Genomic DNA, 20,775 nt, shown 5'->3' on the forward strand with positions numbered 1-20,775 from the left:
GCCCGACGAAGTATGGCGGAGGCGGACGGGAATCGAACCCGCCAGCGGCAGCGTCTGCCGTTCGACGGTTTTGAAGACCGCGCCGGTCACCAGACCGGACACGCCTCCTCGGACCATGCCGACAATTATGTATCCGTGACCTATCGACTGACCCAGTACGCCCACGGCGGCGGCTGCGCATGCAAGATCCCGCCCGGCGAGCTGGAAGATATCGTGCGCGGGCTGGGGGCGAGCGCGCCGCGCGACCCGGTCGGCGAGTTGCTGGTGGGCCTGGACCACGGCGACGACGCGTGCGTGGTGCGCCTCGAAACTGGCACGCCCGGCACGGCGCTGATCGCGACGACCGACTTCTTCACACCCGTGGTGGACGACGCCTACGACTGGGGACGCATCGCCGCCACCAACGCGCTGTCCGACGTCTACGCGATGGGCGGGCGTCCGGTGGTGGCGGTCAACCTGCTGGGCTGGCCCCGCGACGTGCTGCCGTTCGAGCTGGCGGCCGAGACGCTGCGCGGCGGGCTGGACGTCTGCGGGCTGGCCGGCTGCCACCTCTCCGGCGGCCACAGCGTCGACGACCCGGAACCCAAATACGGCCTGGCCGTGACCGGGATCGCGGACCCGAACCGGTTGCTGCGCAACGACTCCGGCAAGCCCGGCGCGCCGCTATCGCTCACCAAGCCGCTCGGCGTCGGGGTGCTCAATAGCAGGCACAAGGCCACCGGCGAGCGCTTCGAGCAGGCCATCGACGCGATGACCACGTTGAACGCCGACGCATCCGCCGCGGCGCTGGCGGCCGGCCTCGAATGCGCCACGGACATCACGGGTTTCGGGCTGCTCGGGCACCTGCACAAGCTGGCGCGGGCCAGCGGGGTGACGGCGATCATCGACGCGGCGGCGGTGCCCTACCTGGACGGCGCGCGGGAGGCGCTGGCGGCGGGCTACGTCAGCGGGGGCACCCGCCGCAACCTCGACTGGGTGGCCCCGCACGCCGACCTGTCCGGGGTCGGCGAGGAGGACGCCCTGCTGCTGGCCGACGCGCAGACCTCCGGCGGCCTGCTGATCGCCGGCGAGATCCCGGGCGCGACCGTGATCGGCGAGCTGGCGCCGCGCGGCGAGCACACGATCGTGGTCCGGTGAGCGGGCGGGGTTTCATGCGCGCGCACTAGGGTAGAGGCCATGGCTATGCGCAAGCTCTTCCTCGAGTGGCCCGTCGTGCGTCAGCTGCGTTCACCGGACAAGCTGGGCCGCGGGTCGGCCGTCACCTCGAAGCAGACCCGCGCCGTCACGCCGCGCACGACGACGGCCGACCGCGTGGTCCAAAGCATCTGTCCCTACTGCGCGGTTGGCTGCGGGCAGAAGGTGTACGTCAAGGACGACCGCGTGGTCCAGATCGAGGGCGACCCGGACTCGCCGATCTCGCGGGGCCGCCTGTGCCCCAAGGGCGCTGCCAGCGAACAGCTGGTCAACTCGCCCGGCCGGCAGCTGCACGTGCTCTACCGCCCGCCGCGGGCGACCGAATGGCAGCCGCTGGATCTCGACACCGCCATCGACATGGTGGCCGACCGCTTCGTCGAAGCCCGCCGCCACGCCTGGCAGGACATCGACAAGAAGGGCCATCCGCTGCGGCGCACCATGAAAATCGCTGCACTCGGCGGCGCCACACTGGACAATGAAGAGAACTACGTCATCAAAAAGCTCTTCACCGCCGCCGGTGCCATCCAGATCGAGAATCAAGCCCGTATTTGACACAGCTCCACGGTTCCCGGTCTGGGGACCTCCTTCGGGCGCGGTGGCGCCACCCAATCACTGCAAGACATGGCCAATGCCGACTGCATCGTCATTCAGGGCTCCAACATGGCCGAGTGTCATCCCGTCGGCTTCCAATGGGTTGAGGAAGCGAAAGCACGCGGCGCCAAGGTGATTCACATCGACCCGCGCTTCACCCGCACTTCGGCGGTCTCCGACAAGCACATCCCGATCAGGGCCGGCTCGGACGTGGTCCTGCTCGGCGCCCTGATCAATCACGTCATCTCTGGCGACCTGTGGTTCAAGGAATATGTCGTCGCCTATACCAACGCGGCCACCCTGATCAACGAGAACTACCGTGACTCAGAGGATTTGGATGGTTTGTTCTCCGGTTTCGATCCCGAGACCGGACAGTACGACTCGTCGAGCTGGGCCTACGCCGGACAGGAAGAGGGCGCTCGCCGTCAGGAGCAGGGCGCCAGCGCCTCCGCCCGGGCCGCCGGCGACGTGCACGGCAGCGGTGGTCCACCCTTGCCACACGCCCGCGTGGTTCGCGACGAGACCCTGCAGCATCCCCGAACGGTGTTCCAAATCGTCAAGCGGCATTACGCCCGCTACACGCCCGAGATGGTGCGCGACGTGTGCGGTATCAGCCTCGAGGACTTCGATTACCTGGCGCGCGCTGTCACGGCGAACTCCGGCCGCGAGCGCACCACCTGTTTCGCGTATGCCGTCGGATGGACGCAGCACACGCTGGGCGCCCAATTCATCCGCACCGCAACGATTCTGCAGCTACTGCTGGGCAACGTCGGCCGCCCGGGCGGCGGCATCATGGCGCTGCGCGGGCATGCCACGATCCAAGGGTCGACCGATATTCCGACGCTGTTCAATCTGTTACCCGGCTACCTGTCGATGCCGAAGGCCGGTGTGCACGACACGTTCCGGGAATACATCGAAGCGGTCGGGCCGAAGAACCAAAAGGGTTTCTGGGCCGACGCGGACACGTACATGGTCAGCCTGCTCAAGGCATGGTGGGGTGACGCGGCCCGGGCGGACAACGACTGGGCCTACGACTATCTGCCGCGGCTGTCCGGGCCGCACGGCACCTATCAGACGGTCATGTCGATGCTCGAGGACGAGGTCGACGGGTACTTCCTGCTCGGCCAGAACCCGGCCGTCGGGTCGGCCCACGGCCGGCTGCAGCGCATGGGTATGTCGCACCTGAAATGGTTGGTGGTACGCGACCTCAACCTCATCGAGTCGGCCACCTTCTGGAAGGACGGACCCGAAATCGCCTCCGGCGAGCTGAAGACCGAGGAGATCGACACCGAAGTGTTCTTCTTCCCGGCCGCGACGCACGTCGAGAAGGCCGGCTCCTTCACGCAGACTCAACGCCTCGTGCAGTGGCGGCACAAAGCGGTCGACCCGCCCGGTGACTGCCAAAGCGAATTGCAGTTCTTCGTCGAGCTGGGCAAGCGAATCCGCCAGCGGCTGGGCGGATCCACCGACGAGCGCGACCGGCCACTGCTCGATCTGACTTGGGACTATCCCACCGACGAGCACGGCGAGCCCGACGCCACCGCGGTGCTGGCCGAGATCAGCGGCTGTTACCTCACCGGCCCCAAAGCCGGCCAGCCGGTACCGGGATACACCGAGCTGGGCGCCGACGGTTCGACGTCGTGCGGGTGCTGGATCTACTCGGGCGTGTACGCCGAGGGTGTCAACCAGGCCGCCCGCCGGGCGCCGCTGGGCGGTCCGACCCCGAGCCAGTCGGAGTGGGGTTGGGCGTGGCCCGCCGACCGGCGGATCCTGTACAACCGCGCGTCGGCCGACCCGGACGGTAAGCCGTGGAGCGAGCGCAAGCGCTACATCTGGTGGGACGAACAGCGCGCCCGCTGGGTGGGCGACGACGTGCCCGACTTTCCCGTCGACCGCGCCCCGCACGTGCGGCCGGACCCGGACATCGGCGGCCCGGACGCGTTGGCCGGCGACGACCCCTTCATCATGCAGGCCGACGGCAAGGGCTGGTTGTTCGCGCCGAAGGGCATGGTCGACGGGCCGCTGCCCACCCATTACGAACCGCAGGAGTCGCCGGTCGCGAACGCGTTGTACCCGCAACAGCGCAATCCGGGGCGAATCACTTTCCCGCGCAAGGACAATCTCAGCGCGCCCAGCGCAGGAGAGCCCGGGGCCGACGTGTTTCCGTACGTGTTCACCACCTACCGGCTCACCGAGCATCACACCGCCGGCGGGATGAGCCGGTGGCTGCCCTATCTCTCGGAGCTGCAGCCGGAGATGTTCTGCGAAGTTTCGCCGGAGCTGGCGACCGAACGCGGTCTGGAACCCTACGGGTGGGCGACCATCATCTCGCCGCGCGCGGCAATCGAGGCCAGGGTGTTGGTCACCAAACGGGTTGCGCCGCTGGTGATCAACGGCCACACGGTGCACCAGATCGGGCTGCCATACCACTGGGGCGTCGGCAGCGACGCCGTGGTCAGCGGGGACGCGGCCAACGACCTGCTCGGCGTGACGCTCGACCCCAACGTGCAGATCCAGGAATCGAAGGCCGGCTCGTGCGACATCCGCCCGGGGCGGCGGCCGCGCGGCGAGGACCTGCTGCGTCTGATCGCCGAGTATCAATCCCGCTCGGGTGCCACCACCGAGACCGGCAACGTGCGGATCAGCGACGGCGTCTGGGAAGGGCAAGCCGATGGGTAAGCTGAGCGGACCGACCGACCCGACGCGGGACGCCGGTTGGGTAGAACCCAAGCCGCGCAAGGGGTTCTTCACCGACACCTCGATCTGCATCGGCTGCAAAGCATGCGAGGTCGCCTGCAAGGAGTGGAACCGCAACCCGCGCGACGGCGACCTGGAGCTGCTGGGTTCGTCCTACGACAACACCGGAGCGTTGGGCGCCAGCACCTGGCGCCACGTCGCCTTCGTCGAGCAGGGCCGCGACCGGATCGAGGAGGCACGCGAATCCGGCCGCGCCCTCACCGATTTGGGCATGCCCGCGCTCCCGGGAACCGCCCCGGCACCCGACCTCACCCCGCCGGACACTCCGGAATTCCGCTGGCTGATGTCGTCGGACGTGTGCAAGCACTGCACGCACGCGGGCTGTCTGGACGTCTGCCCGACGGGCGCATTGTTCCGCACCGAGTTCGGCACCGTCGTCGTGCAGGCCGACGTCTGCAACGGGTGCGGAACCTGCGTCGCCGGCTGCCCGTTCGGCGTGGTCGAGCGCCGCAGCGACGGCACTTTCACCACTCCGGCGCAGCGGCCGGATCGTCCGGCCGAGAAACCGGTGGCCGGCGTGGCCCAGAAGTGCACCCTCTGTTACGACCGGCTCGTCGAAGACCAGATTCCGGCCTGCGCCAAGACCTGCCCGACGACGTCGATCAAGTTCGGCGACCACGACGACCTCGTGACCACGGCCCGGGAGCGGGTCGCGCGGCTGCACGCCCAGGGCCAGACGGAGGCGCGCCTCTACGGCGCCAACGAGCACGACGGCGTGGGTGGCACCGGCTCGATCTTCCTGTTGCTCGACGAGCCGGAGGTTTACGGCCTGCCGCCCGACCCCCGGGTGTGCACGGCCGACCTGCCGCAGATGTTCAAGAGGGCGGGCGTTGCCGCGGCGGGAATGTTCGCCGCCGCGGCGCTGGCTTTCTGGAAGGGTCGGTGAAAAACCGATGAGCACATCGGAATACGACAGCCTGCGCCCCCCGGAGCCGGCGGGTGGCAAACGCGGCAAAGGCAGGCGCGCGGGTCGCCGGGGCGGCGGCGACGGATCCCGCGAGATGCCGATGGTCCCCGAGGTCGAATTCGGCTCGTACTACGGGCGCCCGGTGGTCAAGCCCGCGCCATGGGGTCACGAAGTCGCCGCCTACCTGTTCCTCGGCGGCGTCGCGGGGGGTTCGGGCCTGCTCGCGGCCGGCGCTCAGCTCACCGGCCGGGACACGTTGCGCCGCAACACCAGACTGTCCGCTCTGATCGCGGTGATGTTGGGCGCGGTCGCGCTGGTGAAAGATCTGGGCCGTCCCGAGCGCTTCGTCAACATGCTGCGCACGGTCAAGCTGACCTCACCGATGAGCATCGGGTCGTGGATCCTCAGCTTGTTCAGCGCCGGCATCGGCGTCGCCGCCATCTCCGAGGTCGACCGGATGACCGGTGAGCGAATCCCGTTGGGCCCGTTGCGGCCCGTCCTGCGCGCCGTCGAGGGACCGGCCGGATTGGAAGCGGCTGTGTTCTCCCCGCCGCTCGCCGTCTACACCGCGGTGCTGCTCACCGACACCGCGACCCCGACGTGGAACGCCGCGTACCGGGACCTGCCGTTCGTGTTCGTCAGCTCGGCGAGTCTGGCCGCGTCGGGCCTGGCCATGATCACCACCCCGGTCACCGAAGCCGGTCCCGCCCGCGCGCTGGCCGTCATCGGCGCGATCGGTGACCTGATCTCCGCGAGATTCACCGAATACCGGATGGACTCGGTGACACGGGAACCGCTGCACCACGGCAGGCCCGGCCGGCTGTTGGCCTGGAGCGAACGGCTGGCCGCCGTGGGCGGCTTGGGCGCGTTGGTGGGCGGGGGACGCCGCGATGTCGCAGCGCTGTCCGGCCTGGCGTTGCTGTCCGCGTCGGCGATGCTGCGGTTCGGTTTCTTCGAGGCGGGGCTGGAGTCGACGCGCGATCCTCGGTACACGATCGAACCGCAGAAGCGTCGGCTTGAGGCGCGCCGCGCGGCCGGCATCACGGGGGACTCGATCACCACCGCGCGCTGACCGTGGCGCGGTTTGCCCGCGGCGGACCGGGGTAACTATAGGGACATGACGAAATTTGGCTACACTTTGATGACCGAGCAGAGTGGACCCAAAGACCTTGTACGGCAAGCTATTTCGGCCGAAGAGCGCGGGTTCGACTTCGAGGTGTGCAGTGACCACTTCTCTCCCTGGCTGACCTCGCAAGGGCATGCGCCCAACGCTTGGACCGTGCTGGGCGCGGTGGCGCACGCCACCGAACGGGTGGACCTCTACACCTACGTGACCTGCCCGACGATGCGCTACCACCCGGCCATCGTCGCCCAACAGGCCGCCACCGTGCAGATCCTGTCCGACGGCCGGTTCACCCTGGGTCTGGGCAGCGGCGAGAACCTCAACGAGCACATCGTGGGCAAGGGCTGGCCGACCGTCGAGCGCAGGCAGGACATGCTGCGCGAGGCCATCAAGATCATCCGCGAGCTGTTCGGCGGCCAGTTGGTGAACTTCAGCGGCGAGTACTTCCACGTCGATTCCGCGCGCCTGTGGGACGTGCCCGATGTGCCGATCGGCATCGCGGTGGCGATGGGTGGCGCCAAGGCCATCGAAAAGTTCGCCCGGCTCGCCGACCACTTCGTGGCGGTCGAGCCCGATGGGGAGCTCGTCGACGCCTGGCACGCGGCGCGGCAGGCCGCCAATCTGGCCGGCGGCGGCCGTGTGGTCGGACAGATCCCGGTGTGCTGGGACCCCGACCGCGACGCCGCCATCGAACGCGCCCACGACCAGTTCCGTTGGTTCGCCGGCGGCTGGAAGGTCAACGCCGACCTGCCGACGCCGGCCGGCTTCGCCGGCGCGACCCAGTTCGTCCGTCCCGAAGACGTCGCCGGGTCCATCCCCTGCGGGCCGGACCTCGATGCGATCGTCGACGCCGTCCGGCCCTACTGGGAGGCCGGCTTCACCGATATCGCGCTCGTCCAGGTGGGCGGCGAATCGCAGGATCTGTTCCTGAACGAAGCCGCCGAACCTTTGCTTGCCGCGCTGCGTAACGCGGCAAAGTAACCCACGTTTGGGTGGTATCTGCCCGGGTATCCGGCCTCCATCGTGCGTGTCGGCCGTACGCGTTGCTGGTCCGCGCGACACCGGCAAGCAGTGCCGAGTGCCTGATGACCTGCAAAGCAGCTGTCTTGCAGCAACTTTGCCCGAAATGAGTTCGCCGCAAGGCAGAAAGAGCTGACGATGGGCGATCGAAACGCCAATACCACCTCCGCGTTGGTCAAGGCGCTCGCCGGGGCCAGTTTCGGCTTGGGCTTGACCGAGCTGGTGGCCCCCGGGAAAGTTGCTGCGCTCGCCGGTGTCGACGACACGGCCCGGACGCGCCGGGTCATCCGCGCGCTGGGCGCGCGGGAATGCGGCCATGGCGCGGCGCTGCTGGGCGGTCCCGACAAGCTGGTCTGGACCCGGGTGGCCGGAGACGTCCTCGACGTGGCGCTGCTGGTGGCCGGAGTGGCCGCCCGCGGCCCGGGACGGCGGCGGCGGGGCACCATCTCGGCCGCCGCGCTCGCCGGCATCGGCGGGCTGGACCTCTACACGGCGCTGCGCACGGTCAATGGCGGCGGCCGGCACGTCAGTGGTTCCCGGCATCGCACCTTGCGGGCCGCGGTCACCGTCCGGCGTACGCCCGAGGAGGTGTACCGCTTCTGGCGGGACCTGGAAAACCTGCCCCGCTTCATGCACCACCTGAAATCCGTCACGCCGACCACCGACAAGCAGTCGCACTGGGTCGCCAACGCCCCGGCCGGCCGGTCGGTCGAGTGGGACGCGCAGATGACCGAGGACGACACCAACAGGCGGATCGCGTGGCAGTCGCTGCCCGGCTCGGTGATCGAGAACGGCGGAAGCGTCGAATTCACGCCCACCGCAACCGGCGACGGCACCGAAATTCGCGTCAGGATCGGCTACCACATCCCGGGCGGCCTGTTCGGCAAGGCGGCCGCGAGCCTGTTCGGGGAATCCCCCGAGCAGCAAGTCAACGACGACCTCCGACGCTTCAAGCAAATCCTTGAGACCGGGCAGGTGTTGCGTTCGGACGGGTCTCCCGAGGGGACGGCGTCGGCCCGGCAGATGCATCAGCAGCCCGCGCAACCGAACGAAGGAGCAAGCGTATGAAGGCCACCGTCTGGGCGGGCCGCAACAGCGTCCAAGTGGAGTCGGTCCCGGACCCGAAGATCCTCAACGATCGGGACGCCATCGTGCGCATCACCTCCACGGCGATCTGCGGCTCGGATCTGCACCTCTACGACGGTTACATCCCCACCGTGAAGCACGGCGACGTGCTCGGGCACGAATTCATGGGTGAGGTGGTCGAAGTCGGCAAGGGGGTCAGCAGCCTGGCCGTCGGCGACCGCGTGGTGGTTCCGTTCCCGATCGCGTGCGGGGCGTGCTCGGCCTGCCAACGCGACCTGTACTCGCTGTGCGAGAACTCCAACCCCAACGCCGGCATCGCCGAGAAATTCATGGGCCACTCGCCGGCGGGGTTGTTCGGCTATTCGCACATGCTGGGCGGTTTCGCCGGCGGCCAAGCCGAATACGCGCGGGTGCCATTCGCCGACGTGGGGCCGCTGAAGATCGAAGACGACCTGACCGACGAGCAGGTGCTGTTCCTGTCGGACATCCTGCCGACGGGCTACATGGGTGCCGACATGTGCGGCATCACCCCTGGCGACGTCGTGGCGGTGTGGGGCGCCGGACCGGTCGGCCTGTTCGCGATCATGAGCGCCTACCTGCTCGGAGCGTCGAAAGTCATTGTCGTCGACCGGGTTCCGTATCGCCTCGAGCTCGCCCAGAAGATCGGCGCCGTTCCGGTCAACTTCGCCGAGACGTCGGTGCTGGAGGAATTGCGCGACCTCACCGCCGGCCGGGGACCCGACCATTGCATCGACGCCGTCGGCATGGAGGCTCGCAGCGGATCCACCCCCGTGGATGCCTACGACCGCGTCAAGCAGGCCGCCCGCCTGGAAACCGAACGCCCGCACGCCATCCGGGAGGCGGCGATGAGTTGCCGCAACGGCGGCACCCTTTCGATCATCGGGGTCTACGGCGGCCTGATGGACAAGTTTCCCATCGGCGCGGTCATGAACCGGTCGTTGACCATCAAGACAGGTCAGTGCCACGTGCACCGCTACATGCGCCCGCTACTGGATCGGATTCGCAACGGTGACATCGACCCGACCATTGTCGTCAGCCACCACTTGACCCTCGACCAGGCGCCCCACGGCTACGAAATCTTCAAGAACAAAGAGGACCGCTGCACCAAGGTGATCCTCAATCCGACGTAAAAATCCGGGGATAAAGGGAAATCAACCATGGCAAATGAATTGCAAGGCAAGAAGGTCGCGATTCTGGCGGCCGACGGCGTGGAGAAGGTCGAACTCGAACAACCCCGCGCCGCCCTGAAAGATGCCGGCGCCCAAGTCGAGCTTCTTTCGCTGAAGACCGGGGAAATCCAGGCCCGCAACCACGATCTCGAGCCGGCCGGAACCTTCAGCGTCGACCGCGCGGTGTCGGACGTCTCGGCTTCCGAATTCGACGGCCTGGTGCTCCCGGGCGGCACGGTGAACCCGGACAAGCTGCGCATGGATAGCTCCGCGGTCTCCTTCGTGCGTGACTTCGTCGCTTCCGGAAAGCCGGTCGCCGCAATCTGCCACGGTCCGTGGACGCTGGTGGAAGCGGGTGTGGCCGAGGGGCGGACGCTCACGTCGTATCCGTCCATTCGCACCGACCTGCGCAACGCGGGCGCGAACGTCGTCGATGAGGAGGTCGTCGTCGACGGCAATTTGATCTCGAGTCGCTCCCCGTCGGACTTGCCGGCGTTCTGCGCGACCATTGTCAAGCAATTCGGGCATGCAGCCGCTGGTTAGCGGAGATCGGCCTTTCCCCACCCCGTTTGAAGGCAGCGGTTTGCGGGCATTACTGCCAAGCAGTGATCGCCGCGGCGATCTGTCGAAAGGCCAAAGTTGACCACAACATATCCAGGACCCGCTGTCTCGGCTGCCTCGAACGTGTATCAGCCGCAGGATGATTCCCGATTACTGGTGAATGTGATGCGAGAAAGCGCTCTCATTCCGGGGCGGCGGGTGCTCGACTTGTGTACTGGCAGCGGATTCGTGGCGATCGCCGCCGCCGAGATGGGCGGGGCCGACGTGACGGCCTTCGACATCTGCCAGCACGCCGTGGGCTGCGCTCGCGGTAATGCGGCCGCCGCAGGCGTGAATGTCGATGTGCGCCAAGGTACCTGGAGCGATGCGCTCGACTGTGCACCGTTCGACGTCGTCGTTTCGAACCCCCCGTATGTGCCGACCCCGCCGAACGGCGACACGGAGTACATCAGCCCCAGTGCGGGCCCGGCGCGGGCATGGAACGCCGGCCCGGATGGACGGATGTTGTTGGATCCGCTGTGCGAAGCGGCGCCGAAGTTGTTGTGCGACGGTGGTTCCCTGCTGCTCGTGCACTCGGCGCTGGCCGGCGTTCAGCAATCACTGGATTCCCTGAAGTGGGCGGGCATGGACGCGAGAGTCGTTGCCTCCCAGTGGATACCGTTCGGGCCGGTGATGGCGGCGCGCGCGGCCTGGCTGGAGAGCATCGGCCTGATACCGGGCGGGCTCCGGCAAGAGGAACTGATCGTGATCCGGGCGGACAAACGATGACCGCCGCCCGCGTGCAGGTGGTTGCCGGCGGCCCGGTGCTGGTGGCCGGACCGGTGCGCATCGAGATGCCGAACGGGGAGGTCGTCGAGTCCGACCGGTTCATGGTGGCGATTTGCACCTGTCGGCGCAGCGAGAAGTACCCCCTGTGCGACACCAGCCATCGCCGATGCCGGAACCTGGCTAGCCGGACCGCTAGTCCAGCGCCCGCCGCAACGACGTCCGACCCTGCTGCCACGACGCCATAACCGCGTCGGCCAACCGGTTTTCCATCGCGGCGTGCGCGCGGATCCCGAACACGATGTCGCGATCGAGCTGCGGCTCCCGTGCGACCAGGTCCCCGACCACATCGATGCGCACGACGTGCTCGTGCACCGCGTCGGCCTCGACGTGCTCGGCGTAGAACTCGACGCAGGCGGCCGGTGCGCCCATGCGCTGCAGCGCCTGCACCATGCGGCGGGACCCAGGCGGTGAGGTGATCTCGGTCGACGCGAAGTGCCCGATCGCCGCGCCACGCAGCTCGCGGTGCAGCCCGAGCAGTGACATCAGGTTCACCGCCGCCAGCGCTTCGGCGGGGACGGCGTCCGCGTAGGCCAGATACGTGGCGTCCAAGTTGGCGGCCGCCATCAAATCGGCGAAAAGCTGCTGGTGCAGCCGGGGGCCCTGCCCGGCGCCGTATTCGTCGAATTCGATTGCCACGAAAGCCGCTTTCGCGACACCCATCAGACGCGGAATCGCCCACGCATGCGGGTCGCCCTCCTTGAGGTGATACACCGACCGGTGCACGAAGTATTCGCGCATCTGCTGCCAGGTGCCGCTGTCGCGCAGGTAATACGACGGGCCGGTGCCGTCGGCCGGTTCGACCGAAATGGCGTCCATTTCAGCGGCCGCGGTGTGATCCGGAGCGATGGGCCCAACGTCGCGGCGCACACCGGCCAGGAAAACGCGCTCCAGTTCGCCGCGCAACGCCAGCAGGGCCGGATTCCACTCCCAGCCGGGGTCCACGGCCGCAAAGCCCCGGTAGTGCAACTCGTAGCACATGCACAGCGCCAGCTGCAGATCCAGGCCGTAGGGGTCCGAGTCGCGAACGGACGCGCCGATGCGGGTCAGATGGTCATGTGACGGCGGCCCGGCCAGGGCGCGGCGAACCGCGGTCGACAGCGGCCCGTGTGCCGCAGGCAAGGCGGGTTCGGTCGAGATCGATGCGCGGGTCACGCCCACGACTACCCCCTATCCGGGGGGCACAAACGGTGCACCGTCACTCCCGCCCCGGCTCGGTGGGCAGGCGAAAGGTGATTTCGGCGGTGGTGCCGGTGGGGGTGCAGTCCATCTCCATCGCGTTGCTGAGCGCTCTCATCAGCAACAGGCCCCGGCCCCCGTTGCGCGGGTCGGCGGCCGGCGTCTTCCACGAGCCCTGGTCGGTGATCCGCGCGCGGAAGTCGCCGTCGGCGAGTTCGACGTCGAGGGACATCGCGCCCGTCGGTTGCCCGGAGTAGGCGTGTTCGACGCAGTTGGTACACGCCTCGTTGACCACGAGCACGATGTCGGCGGTCAATTCGTCGGGCACGCCGGCGCTGTTCAGCCAGTCGGCCAACCGGTGCCGGATGCCGACCAATCGCTCTGCGCTGGCCTCGGAGTCGATCCGCAAGGGGGACTGCTGGTGCCGGTAGATCACCATCGCCACATCGTCGTCATACCCAGCCGGAGGCGCCAACTCACGCAAAACGGCATCGGCGACCGAATCCAGCGGCAGCGTCGTCGTCTTCGCCAGCACCGCCGCGGCCCGGTCGATTCCGTCGTCGATGGGCTCGTGCTTGCGCTCCACCAGCCCGTCGGTGAACAGCATCAGGGCGGACCCGGGTGGCAGCACGCGACTGGCCTGCGGGCGGGCCTCCGCGCGGCGCACCGCGAGCGGCACCGAAGCCGCGTCGGTCAGCATCGCGGTCGTGCCGGGTTCCGGCCCCACCAGCAGGGCGGGCATGTGGCCGGCGTTGCTGTATTGCAGGACCCCGGATTCGGTGTCCAGGATGGCCAGGAAGACGGTCGTGCAGTACGCGTCCGGAATGAGCGAGGCCGCCGAGTCCAGCTGTTCGAGCAACAGCGCGGGCTCGGCACCGTTGATCAGCAGCGCCCGCGCCGAGCTGCGCAGCTGACCCATGACCGCGGCCGCCGGCAGACCGCGGCCCACGCAGTCGCCGACCACGATGCCGATGCGGTGGTCACCGATCGGCAGCACGTCATACCAGTCGCCGCCGATCTCCAACGGCGGGACTGCGGGCTCGTAACGCACGGCGAAACCCGGTGGCGGCTCCATCGTCGGCAGCAGGGCGCGCTGCAAGGTCAGCGACGTCTCGCGAGCGCTCTCGAATTGGCGGACGTGTTGCATTGCGAGGCTGAGGTGTCCGACGAGGACCGTGACCAGCAGCCGGTCCTCGGCGCTGACCCATCGTGGCGAGCGCAGCTCCAACCACAACGCCAGGTCACCCACGCCGGATACCACCGCCACCAAACCCTGCGCCTTGCCGGGATTCTCGGGCCGCTCAACCGTTTTCGCGGTCAGCGGCAGCTGATAACGGGCATCCTCGAACGTCCGGCGCAGCCACGGATCCAGCCCGCGCCACGGTATTTGGGACGGCTCGCCCGCCTCCTGCACGGTCGGTTCCCCCTCGCCGGTCGGCCAGGAGATCGCGACCACGCGGTGGACGTCGAGCGCGGTGCTGCACTCGTCCAGCGTGATGGACAGCAGCTCATCCACGCTCCTGGCGACCGCCACCGCGGTCGCCAGGCGCAGGACCGCGCTTTCCCTTGCGGCGAAGGCACGTTCGGCGGTGATGTCACGGATCGTCCCCACGAAGACGTCTTGATCGCTGCCGCTGCCCTGAACGGCGTTGATGCTGACCGTCACCCAGACCAGGTGTCCGTCGCGGTGCCGGATGGGTGTCTCGTAGGCGGCGGCGCCGACGCTCTGAACCAGCGCCTGTTGTTGGGTGGCGCCCTTTTGGTCGACCAACCACGGGTGCGGCCAGCGGTAGGGCAGACCCTCCGCGGGATAGCCCAGGATCTCGGTCAGGGCGTTGTTCATCTCGATCACCGAGCCCTCGTGATCGGCGACGAAGAATCCCTCCTGCAGCGAATTCACGAGCGCGGTGCGGAATCTGTCGCGGTCGGCCAGCCCCTCGGCGCGGGCGCGTTCGCGCGCGAAGCGCTTGGTCCCGTCCAGGAACCCCCGGGTGGCGATGTCGAGCGGGACCAGCATCTGCAACAGGAATTCCAGGGCGATCGGTGCGTCGACCTGAATGTCCTTGGCCAGACTGAGGATCAACTGAACGTGCCGCTCGATGATCGCGAGCAGGCTGACTTCTTCCTGCAGGGCCCGGCGGCCGAGTTCATATGCGATGGCCAGGCTGTCCTCGTCCCGCGCCTCCATGTAGCCGCGCAACGCCGCGGCGTACTGGGCGTGGAAGTCGTCGCTGTCGGTCACGTCGAAGCCCCCCGGTGGCGGGCGGTCAGCACCATGGCATCGTCGGTTTCCTTGGCATCCTTGGCGAGCAGGCCCTCGGCGATCACGACGGCGGTGGCCGAGAAGTCGATGTGGTCCAGGTAGTTCTCGGAGATCCCGTCGGTACTGATCACCAGAAGGTCCCCCGGACGGATCGAAACAGTTTGCGCCGGCTTGATTTCCGGTATGCGGTAGCCCACGATTCCGGCGGTCAGAATCGCGCTGGATCGGATCTGCGCGCCGGTCGGGGACTTGGCCACTAGATGGGCGGTGACGTTGCCGACGCCGGCCCACGTCAGCGTGTTGGCCGCAAAGTCCACCCGCGCCAAGGTCATCGCGACCCCTCTGGTGCCCTCCAGCACGCGGTGGCACAGCTGGATCAGCACCTCCAGGCGCTCGGTGCTGGAGCGGTTGACGGCTTCGATGGCTCGCAGCGCGGCGGTTGCGGCGTCCGGACCGTGGCCGAGGCCGTCCACCACGCCGAATAGTGCGGCGTCGCCGTGGATGTCGAGTGCGAGACCCCGGTCACCCGAGGTGTACTCGCTGGGGAGGGGGCGCCCCGCCCTCGCCCACTCGATGGGACCGAACCGGCCATTCTTATGCACGGGGCGGCACCCATTTCCACATCTCGACGACCGTTCCTTTGCCGAGCGCCGACTCCACGAACAGCCTGTCCATCAGCCGGCGGGAGCCGGGCAGACCCATCCCCAGGCCGCGACCGGTCGAATAGCCGTCCTCCATCGCGCGGTCGATGTCGGCAATGCCCGGGCCCTCGTCCTCGGCGCGCACCACCAGGGCCTTGCGCCCCTCCCGATCGGCCACGAACACCCGGACGGCGCCCCGGCCGGCGTAGCTGGTGATGTTCCGGGCGATCTCGGAGATCGCCGTCGCGATCATCGTGACGTCGGTGAGGGAGAATCCCAGATCGAGGGCGAGTTGGTGTCCGGCTTTGCGCGCTTCGACGATGTCGTCGGAATTGTCGATGTCGACGACGATATCAGCCGCCACCGTCGCGCCCGATCGTCGGTTTTCGTTGCGCCAGTTGGCGATTCAGCAGCGCCAGGCCCTCTTCGAGGTCGAGCGCGGTGTTCATGTCGTCGAACGCCAATCCCAGCTGGACCATGGCGAACGCCACCTCGGGCTGCAGCCCGACGATCACCGTGTCCGCGCCGCGCAACCGGGTCATGTGCGCGATCGTGCGCAGCGACCGCGCCGCGAAGGAATCCATCACGTCGATGGCGGTGACGTCGACGATGATGCCCTGCGCGCGGAACCGGCTGACCCGCTCCATCAGGTCATAGCGGAGCCGCTCGGCGTCGGAATCGCTCAACGCGGCCTGCACCGAGGCGATCAGGATCGCACCCTGTTTCAGGATCGGTACCGGCATGGGGCGCTCGCGTTCCCGACGTCTAGCCCGGCTGCTCGCCGGTGCGGGAAACCTCGTAACCCAGCAGACGCTCGGCTTCCTCGATGCCGCCCTGCAGGTCGCCGACCGCGTTCATCTTGGACAGGTCCAGGCCGATCGTCACCAGGGTCAGGGCGATTTCGGAGGACAGGCCGGTGATGATGACGCTGGCGCCCATCAGGCCCGAAGCGTCGACCGTCTGCACCAGGTGGTTGGCCACCGTGGAGTCGATGGTCGGCACACCGGTGATGTCGATGACCACCACTTTCGCGCGGTTCGCGCGGATGGCCCTCAGCAGCTGCTCGGTGACCTGGCGGGCCCGCTGGGAATCGAGCACACCGATGATCGGCAGAATCAGCAGCTGTTCACGCACCTGCAGCACCGGCGTCGACAGCTCGCGGATCGCCTCCTGCTGCTGGCGGATGATGCGCTCGCGCTCCTGCACGAAGCTGACGGCCACGGTGTTGGCGATCCGGTTGGCCGCCGGTTCGTAGGCGTCCAGCACCCGGTTGAGCATCTCGAATTCGGCCTGGTACTTCTCGAACAACGAGCGCGCCAGCACGTCGCGCAGCAGCAACACGATGCCGACGACCTCGTCGGTTTCCACGCCCCGCGGAATGATGCGTTCGGAAAGGTCGCGCGCGTAGGCCTGCAGCGCCTCGACGCTACCGGTCTCGAGAACCTCCACGTAGTTGTCGTAGACGGCGGTCGCCTCGGAGAACAACTCCTCGGGCGTCATCGCGGTGAGTAGTTCGGCCTCGGTGATCCTGCGCGCCCACTCCTCGCGTAGCACCGTTCGGTTCTGCCGCAGATGCTGGACGAGCTGGGGCAGTAGGCCCTCACTGGAAATGCTGATCGCCTGGGCGGTGGCGCCCGCGCTACTGAACTCCGACGGCGAATCTGACATGTGGCCTCCCGGGTACCGGTCCGCGCCCCGCCGGGTGCAGGCTCGATTTTGCGAGACTAGCGTGGGTTGTCGCGGGGCAGGTGTTGAGGGCATATTCTTCTCGCAGTTTCGCAACGCAGGCTAGGCTTGCACCACACTTAAAGCCCAGGACAAAGGATCGCCGTTGTCAGCTCCTGATTCGATTACCACGTTGGTTGAGGACCACGATGGCGTGTCCGTGGTCAGTGTCAGCGGCGAAATCGATCTGGTCACGGCGCCGGCCCTGGAGCAGGCCATCAGCGCGGTAGTGGCGGAGAACCCCACGGCACTGGTCATCGACCTTTCGGCGGTGGAGTTCCTCGGTTCGGTGGGGCTGAAAATCCTGGCGGCGACGTACGAGAGGCTGGGCAACACGACGGGGTTCGGCGTGGTCGCCCGCGGGCCCGCGACCAGGCGACCGATTCATCTGACCGGGCTGGACAAGACCTTCCCGCTGCACCCGACGCTGGACGACGCCCTGACCGCGGTCCGGGACGACAACATCAGCCGCTAGGCGCTCGGGCATCAGCACCGCTTGCGGGACAACATGTTTGGCGAGATTGATTGCAAATAGGCGGACCGCCGAATGCAATTCGAATCTAATACTGCGATTCTCTGCGGCGAAACGGCGCTGGCGCATACGACAAGTGCGATGATCACCGCTATGGACGTCGATCGACCGCAAGACGACCAGCGCTGGGACAGCCGCGAGCGCGGCGAAACAGAAATCCAACGGCTGGACCGCAATTGGAACAGCCTCCTGCAGGAGCTGCGCGTGGTGCAGACCGGGGTGCAGCTGTTGACCGGTTTCCTGTTGACGTTGCCGTTCCAGCAGCGGTTCGACGTCCTGGCGCCCGCCCTGCGCGACGCCTACCTCATCACGGTGGGTTGTTCGGTGGGTGCGACGGTCCTGCTGATCGCCCCGGTCGGCATGCACAGGATGCTGTTCCGCCGTCACCGCCTGCAGGTTTTGGTGTCGGCCGCGCACCGGTGCGCCTACGCCGGGCTGGCCCTGCTGGGCCTCGCGCTGACCGGGGTGACGCTCATCGTGTTCGCCGCCGTGGCCGGTCGTAGCCCGGGCCTGATCGCGGGAGCGTGTGCGCTGACGCTGTTTACGTTCTTCTGGTGGCTGCTACCGCTGCTGCTGCGCACTCGCGGCATGTAGCGCGAGTTCGCTGATGCGGGTGGAGTCCAGCTGGTTCAGCAGGTCTTGGGGATCGGCGAAGACCGGCGACGCGCCCGCCGCCTGCAGCTCCTCCCGGGCGATGCCGCCGCTGAGCAGCCCGATGCACGGCACTTTGGCGCCCGCGGCGGCATGCGCATCCCACACGGCATCCCCGACGAACACGGCATGCTCGGCGTCCACCCCGGCGCGGTCGAGTGCGACCTGCACGATGCCCGGCTCGGGTTTGGCGGTGTCGACGTCCCGCGACGACGTGATCTCCGAAATGACCTGCTCGCAATCGAGGACCTTGCGCAGGATCTCTAATTCGTCGTCGGGCGCCGACGTCGCCAGCACGACCTGCAGGCCCAGGTCCGCGACCCTGTGCAGCAGCGCCTGTGCGCCGGGCAGGGGCGCGAGCAAGTGGGTGCTCTCCCGGTAGTAGCGGGTGTGCCCGTCGCTCAGTCGCTCCTGAACCTCGTCCGGTGCGTCGTCGGACAGGGTTCGGACCAGCGTGGAGCCGTCCATCCCGATGCAGCGGTGGATCTGCCAGGCGGCCACGGGCAGTCCCTCGTCGTCGAAGGCGCGCAGCCACGCGTAGACGTGCAGATAGTTGGAGTCGACCAGGCTGCCGTCGACGTCGAATAGAACGGCGGGTTTCATCTGCGCGGCATACCCACGCTAGGGCCCTCTGACACCGACGTGCGGCGCGGTTTGGGACGGGGGGCGGCGGGTAACCGGCGTGGGTGATCCCGCGAAGCGGTTGCGGCTACCCGGCCGCGGGACGGTTGCCGCGGGCGCCAGCCCGATCGGCGAGCCGCGTGCCGCGTGAATCACTCTGACAGACAAGCTTTCTCGCGAGGGAGGCCAGTTGAATTCCCACAACCGTGACCCGGTCGATCACCAACGGACCTTTCGTCAGCACGCCGGTGAAACCGTCGCCAATGGCGCCAACGCGCCCGGCCTGGCCGGCTCGGCCGTCGCGGTGCTCGCCCTGATCGTGGGTCTGTTCGCGCTGGCGACCCGGCACTTGTCGGCGGGCCTGACCGCCGTGGTTCTGGCGGCGCTGCTGGGCGCGGCGAGCGCGGTGTGGCTGGCGCGCACCCATCGTAAGGTCCGCGACGCCGAAGTCGCCTGGCACGCCGCGAATTCCGGCCGGCCCGCCCCGCCACCGACCCAGCTGACCGTGTGAGCTAACCAACACCGGCCGGCGTGGGGCCGACCAGACGTTTGATTGCGGTGGTGACCGGGTAAAAGCGGATTTATGGTCGCGTCGGTCCCACTGCGAGCAGCAAACTATCCGCTCGAGGATGAGCGGGACTTCCCGCTGCTGGGCCTCGCTGCGGTGGCGGTTTGGGCGATCAGCCTGGCGATCGGCCTGTTCGAGCTGTTGGTGGGGCACGAAGGGGTCGCCATCGGGGCGCTGATCGTGTCGGTCGTCGCGCCGTGGTTGGGCCTGGCGCTGGCGCATTACCCCGCTGCGGCCCGGCGCCTGAGGCAGCTCAGGTTTCGCCGGCGCAACTTTTTCCGGACGGCCGGTGTAACTCGCGGCTGAATGGGGTACAGCCTGCGCCACGGGATGACTACAGGAACGTGCGTCAGCCCGGTTCATCAGCAGGAAGGAACTGCCATGACGACCGCAAGCGACTATGACGCACGCCGGGTCTCCGATCTGGACACTCAGGACAAGTCGCCGATACGCGAGCTAGCGCCGACCTTGCAGGGGTCCGCCACCGCGGTGGTCGACGAGGACCCCAACGACGTCCACTTTTTCGAGCTGCCCGGCGCCGACCTGTCCGGCGAGGAGCTCTCGGTGACGGTGATTCCCCAACGGTCCGACGAGTTCACCTGCTCGAGTTGCTTTTTGGTGCAGCACCGCAGCCGGTTGCGCAGCACTAGCGCGGGCCTGCAGATCTGCGCCGACTGCGCCTAGCGCCGCCGCCCTGAGCACGGGCCTCGTTGGCGGGCAACAGAATTCAGGACTGCGCCCATTCGCGGTCGCACACGGCGCAGCGGCGCGTGACCATCGCCCAGCCCGGTTCGTCCTTGCCCGGCTCGCGGATCAAGTGCGCGGAGGTGTCGCCGCAGCCCGGGCACGCGCAGATCGCGCGGTAGGGCTCCACCGGTTGGGTCGCCATGAGCCGCAGGTTCTCCGCCCGGGTGAAGGGCACGATGGCCAGCGACTCGGGGCGGGGCAGCGAGTGGGGATTGTCGAACCACAACAGGCCACACGTCACCGTGGCCACCGCGGTGAACACGGCCAGGATCATCGTCGGAATGTCCCAGGGCCAGTTCGGTGGAAGAGGGGTCACCACGAGAACCACCAGCACGGCGGAGACCAGCGCCCCGATGATGGTGCCGGGTTTGGCGAACCCGTAACCGCCGACGTTCAACGCTTCCCACGCCTCGATCTCCCGCCGGCGCTGTGCGATCTCCGCCAGGGTCGGGTGGCCGGGTGCGCCAGCGGCAGGCGACGTGGCATCAGCAAATCGGGTGACCGGACGGCCACCCTGGCGTCGATGCCCTGGCTCGGGCGACGGCCTTACCAGCGCCATGCGGGCTGAGCTTAATGGCAAAGCCGCATGCCCGC

The 20,775-nt window shown here is 68.0% G+C and carries 23 protein-coding genes and 1 tRNA gene; 15 read left to right on the forward strand and 9 right to left on the reverse strand.

Features of this window, described 5'->3' with window-relative positions:
- Nucleotides 1–13 precede the first annotated feature (13 nt).
- Nucleotides 14–108 (reverse strand) — tRNA-Sec (locus ACEL92_RS02305).
- 27 nt (nt 109–135) lie between these two features.
- Between ACEL92_RS02305 and selD the strand changes: the two genes are divergently transcribed.
- The 10 genes from selD to ACEL92_RS02355 all read left to right on the forward strand — a co-directional run bounded on the left by selD (nt 136) and on the right by ACEL92_RS02355 (nt 11,442).
- Nucleotides 136–1,137: a selenide, water dikinase SelD gene (selD, locus tag ACEL92_RS02310; protein WP_374024058.1), complete on the forward strand. Its 1,002-nt coding sequence runs from the start codon at nt 136–138 to the stop codon at nt 1,135–1,137.
- A 39-nt stretch (nt 1,138–1,176) separates the two neighbouring features.
- Nucleotides 1,177–4,464 carry a formate dehydrogenase gene (gene fdh / locus ACEL92_RS02315; protein ID WP_374024059.1) on the forward strand — a complete coding sequence of 1,096 codons (3,288 nt, stop codon included), beginning with the start codon at nt 1,177–1,179 and terminating at the stop codon, nt 4,462–4,464.
- Nucleotides 4,457–5,428: a 4Fe-4S dicluster domain-containing protein gene (locus tag ACEL92_RS02320; protein ID WP_374024060.1), complete on the forward strand. Its 972-nt coding sequence runs from the start codon at nt 4,457–4,459 to the stop codon at nt 5,426–5,428. Before fdh ends, ACEL92_RS02320 begins: the two co-directional genes overlap by 8 nt.
- 7 nt (nt 5,429–5,435) lie before the next feature.
- Nucleotides 5,436–6,521 carry an NrfD/PsrC family molybdoenzyme membrane anchor subunit gene (gene nrfD, locus ACEL92_RS02325; protein ID WP_374024061.1) on the forward strand — a complete coding sequence of 362 codons (1,086 nt, stop codon included), beginning with the start codon at nt 5,436–5,438 and terminating at the stop codon, nt 6,519–6,521.
- A 45-nt stretch (nt 6,522–6,566) separates the two neighbouring features.
- Nucleotides 6,567–7,553: an LLM class F420-dependent oxidoreductase gene (locus ACEL92_RS02330; protein WP_374024062.1), complete on the forward strand. Its 987-nt coding sequence runs from the start codon at nt 6,567–6,569 to the stop codon at nt 7,551–7,553.
- Nucleotides 7,554–7,730: 177 nt separating this feature from the next.
- Complete coding sequence (locus ACEL92_RS02335) at nt 7,731–8,660, forward strand: SRPBCC family protein (RefSeq protein WP_374024063.1); 930 nt, start codon at nt 7,731–7,733, stop codon at nt 8,658–8,660.
- The gene (locus ACEL92_RS02340; RefSeq protein WP_374024064.1) at nt 8,657–9,829 is read left to right on the forward strand and encodes a zinc-dependent alcohol dehydrogenase; all 1,173 of its coding nucleotides are present in this window, start codon (nt 8,657–8,659) and stop codon (nt 9,827–9,829) included. Before ACEL92_RS02335 ends, ACEL92_RS02340 begins: the two co-directional genes overlap by 4 nt.
- Before the next feature lie 27 nt (nt 9,830–9,856).
- Nucleotides 9,857–10,411 (forward strand): type 1 glutamine amidotransferase domain-containing protein, encoded by a 555-nt coding sequence (locus ACEL92_RS02345; RefSeq protein ID WP_374024065.1) that lies wholly within the window; start codon nt 9,857–9,859, stop codon nt 10,409–10,411.
- Between the two features lie 96 nt (nt 10,412–10,507).
- Nucleotides 10,508–11,197, forward strand: a complete 690-nt coding sequence (locus tag ACEL92_RS02350; protein WP_374024066.1) for a HemK2/MTQ2 family protein methyltransferase — start codon at nt 10,508–10,510, stop codon at nt 11,195–11,197.
- Nucleotides 11,194–11,442 (forward strand): CDGSH iron-sulfur domain-containing protein, encoded by a 249-nt coding sequence (locus tag ACEL92_RS02355; protein ID WP_374024067.1) that lies wholly within the window; start codon nt 11,194–11,196, stop codon nt 11,440–11,442. The genes ACEL92_RS02350 and ACEL92_RS02355 overlap by 4 nt, the downstream gene beginning before the upstream one ends.
- Here the strand turns inward: ACEL92_RS02355 and ACEL92_RS02360 are convergent.
- Genes ACEL92_RS02360 through ACEL92_RS02385 form a run of 6 tightly spaced genes read right to left on the reverse strand, consistent with a single transcriptional unit; the run spans nt 11,390 to nt 17,005 of the window.
- Nucleotides 11,390–12,409: an iron-containing redox enzyme family protein gene (locus ACEL92_RS02360; RefSeq protein WP_374026052.1), complete on the reverse strand. Its 1,020-nt coding sequence runs from the start codon at nt 12,407–12,409 to the stop codon at nt 11,390–11,392. The two genes, ACEL92_RS02355 and ACEL92_RS02360, sit on opposite strands and share 53 nt — an antisense overlap.
- A gap of 43 nt (nt 12,410–12,452) precedes the next feature.
- Nucleotides 12,453–14,675, reverse strand: a complete 2,223-nt coding sequence (locus ACEL92_RS02365) for a SpoIIE family protein phosphatase (protein WP_374024068.1) — start codon at nt 14,673–14,675, stop codon at nt 12,453–12,455.
- Complete coding sequence (locus tag ACEL92_RS02370) at nt 14,672–15,298, reverse strand: SpoIIE family protein phosphatase (RefSeq protein WP_374024069.1); 627 nt, start codon at nt 15,296–15,298, stop codon at nt 14,672–14,674. Before ACEL92_RS02370 ends, ACEL92_RS02365 begins: the two co-directional genes overlap by 4 nt.
- Nucleotides 15,291–15,701 (reverse strand): anti-sigma regulatory factor, encoded by a 411-nt coding sequence (locus ACEL92_RS02375; RefSeq protein ID WP_374024070.1) that lies wholly within the window; start codon nt 15,699–15,701, stop codon nt 15,291–15,293. The genes ACEL92_RS02370 and ACEL92_RS02375 overlap by 8 nt, the downstream gene beginning before the upstream one ends.
- The gene (locus ACEL92_RS02380) at nt 15,691–16,080 is read right to left on the reverse strand and encodes an STAS domain-containing protein (protein ID WP_067270791.1); all 390 of its coding nucleotides are present in this window, start codon (nt 16,078–16,080) and stop codon (nt 15,691–15,693) included. The genes ACEL92_RS02375 and ACEL92_RS02380 overlap by 11 nt, the downstream gene beginning before the upstream one ends.
- Nucleotides 16,081–16,102: 22 nt before the next feature.
- On the reverse strand, nt 16,103–17,005 hold the full coding sequence (locus ACEL92_RS02385) for an STAS domain-containing protein (protein ID WP_374024071.1): 903 nt from the start codon (nt 17,003–17,005) through the stop codon (nt 16,103–16,105).
- A 163-nt stretch (nt 17,006–17,168) separates the two neighbouring features.
- Here ACEL92_RS02385 and ACEL92_RS02390 point away from each other — a divergent pair, with 163 nt between their 5' ends.
- The gene (locus tag ACEL92_RS02390; protein ID WP_374024072.1) at nt 17,169–17,537 is read left to right on the forward strand and encodes an STAS domain-containing protein; all 369 of its coding nucleotides are present in this window, start codon (nt 17,169–17,171) and stop codon (nt 17,535–17,537) included.
- A 150-nt stretch (nt 17,538–17,687) separates the two neighbouring features.
- Nucleotides 17,688–18,188 carry a DUF6328 family protein gene (locus ACEL92_RS02395; RefSeq protein WP_374024073.1) on the forward strand — a complete coding sequence of 167 codons (501 nt, stop codon included), beginning with the start codon at nt 17,688–17,690 and terminating at the stop codon, nt 18,186–18,188.
- Here ACEL92_RS02395 and ACEL92_RS02400 read toward each other — a convergent pair.
- Nucleotides 18,156–18,848, reverse strand: a complete 693-nt coding sequence (locus ACEL92_RS02400; protein WP_374024074.1) for an HAD family hydrolase — start codon at nt 18,846–18,848, stop codon at nt 18,156–18,158. The two genes, ACEL92_RS02395 and ACEL92_RS02400, sit on opposite strands and share 33 nt — an antisense overlap.
- A gap of 208 nt (nt 18,849–19,056) precedes the next feature.
- Between ACEL92_RS02400 and ACEL92_RS02405 the strand changes: the two genes are divergently transcribed.
- The 3 genes from ACEL92_RS02405 (at nt 19,057) to ACEL92_RS02415 (ending at nt 20,118) form a co-directional block, all read left to right on the forward strand.
- Entirely contained in the window at nt 19,057–19,377 is a 321-nt protein-coding gene (locus ACEL92_RS02405; RefSeq protein ID WP_374024075.1) for a hypothetical protein, read from the forward strand.
- Between the two features lie 72 nt (nt 19,378–19,449).
- A complete protein-coding gene (locus ACEL92_RS02410) occupies nt 19,450–19,740 on the forward strand; it encodes a hypothetical protein (RefSeq protein WP_374024076.1) in 291 nt (96 codons plus the stop codon).
- Between the two features lie 75 nt (nt 19,741–19,815).
- The gene (locus ACEL92_RS02415; protein ID WP_374024077.1) at nt 19,816–20,118 is read left to right on the forward strand and encodes a DUF4193 domain-containing protein; all 303 of its coding nucleotides are present in this window, start codon (nt 19,816–19,818) and stop codon (nt 20,116–20,118) included.
- 43 nt (nt 20,119–20,161) lie between these two features.
- On the opposite strand, the gene ACEL92_RS02420 is transcribed toward ACEL92_RS02415, so the two are convergent.
- Entirely contained in the window at nt 20,162–20,740 is a 579-nt protein-coding gene (locus ACEL92_RS02420; protein WP_374024078.1) for a hypothetical protein, read from the reverse strand.
- Between the last annotated feature and the right edge of the window lie 35 nt (nt 20,741–20,775).

This window comes from Mycobacterium hainanense (assembly GCF_041890355.1).
In the GTDB taxonomy this organism is placed as follows: domain Bacteria; phylum Actinomycetota; class Actinomycetes; order Mycobacteriales; family Mycobacteriaceae; genus Mycobacterium; species Mycobacterium hainanense.

Coding starts and splice junctions, on each gene's coding strand:
- ACEL92_RS02420 (WP_374024078.1), bottom strand. CDS start 20,740: ATGGCGCTGGTAAGGCCGTCGCCCGAGCCAGGGCATCGACGCCAGGGT.
- ACEL92_RS02385 (WP_374024071.1), bottom strand. CDS start 17,005: ATGTCAGATTCGCCGTCGGAGTTCAGTAGCGCGGGCGCCACCGCCCAG.
- ACEL92_RS02380 (WP_067270791.1), bottom strand. CDS start 16,080: ATGCCGGTACCGATCCTGAAACAGGGTGCGATCCTGATCGCCTCGGTG.
- ACEL92_RS02355 (WP_374024067.1), top strand. CDS start 11,194: ATGACCGCCGCCCGCGTGCAGGTGGTTGCCGGCGGCCCGGTGCTGGTG.
- ACEL92_RS02330 (WP_374024062.1), top strand. CDS start 6,567: ATGACGAAATTTGGCTACACTTTGATGACCGAGCAGAGTGGACCCAAA.
- ACEL92_RS02415 (WP_374024077.1), top strand. CDS start 19,816: ATGACGACCGCAAGCGACTATGACGCACGCCGGGTCTCCGATCTGGAC.
- ACEL92_RS02320 (WP_374024060.1), top strand. CDS start 4,457: ATGGGTAAGCTGAGCGGACCGACCGACCCGACGCGGGACGCCGGTTGG.
- ACEL92_RS02345 (WP_374024065.1), top strand. CDS start 9,857: ATGGCAAATGAATTGCAAGGCAAGAAGGTCGCGATTCTGGCGGCCGAC.
- nrfD (WP_374024061.1), top strand. CDS start 5,436: ATGAGCACATCGGAATACGACAGCCTGCGCCCCCCGGAGCCGGCGGGT.
- ACEL92_RS02410 (WP_374024076.1), top strand. CDS start 19,450: ATGGTCGCGTCGGTCCCACTGCGAGCAGCAAACTATCCGCTCGAGGAT.
- ACEL92_RS02395 (WP_374024073.1), top strand. CDS start 17,688: ATGGACGTCGATCGACCGCAAGACGACCAGCGCTGGGACAGCCGCGAG.
- ACEL92_RS02335 (WP_374024063.1), top strand. CDS start 7,731: ATGGGCGATCGAAACGCCAATACCACCTCCGCGTTGGTCAAGGCGCTC.
- ACEL92_RS02340 (WP_374024064.1), top strand. CDS start 8,657: ATGAAGGCCACCGTCTGGGCGGGCCGCAACAGCGTCCAAGTGGAGTCG.
- ACEL92_RS02400 (WP_374024074.1), bottom strand. CDS start 18,848: ATGAAACCCGCCGTTCTATTCGACGTCGACGGCAGCCTGGTCGACTCC.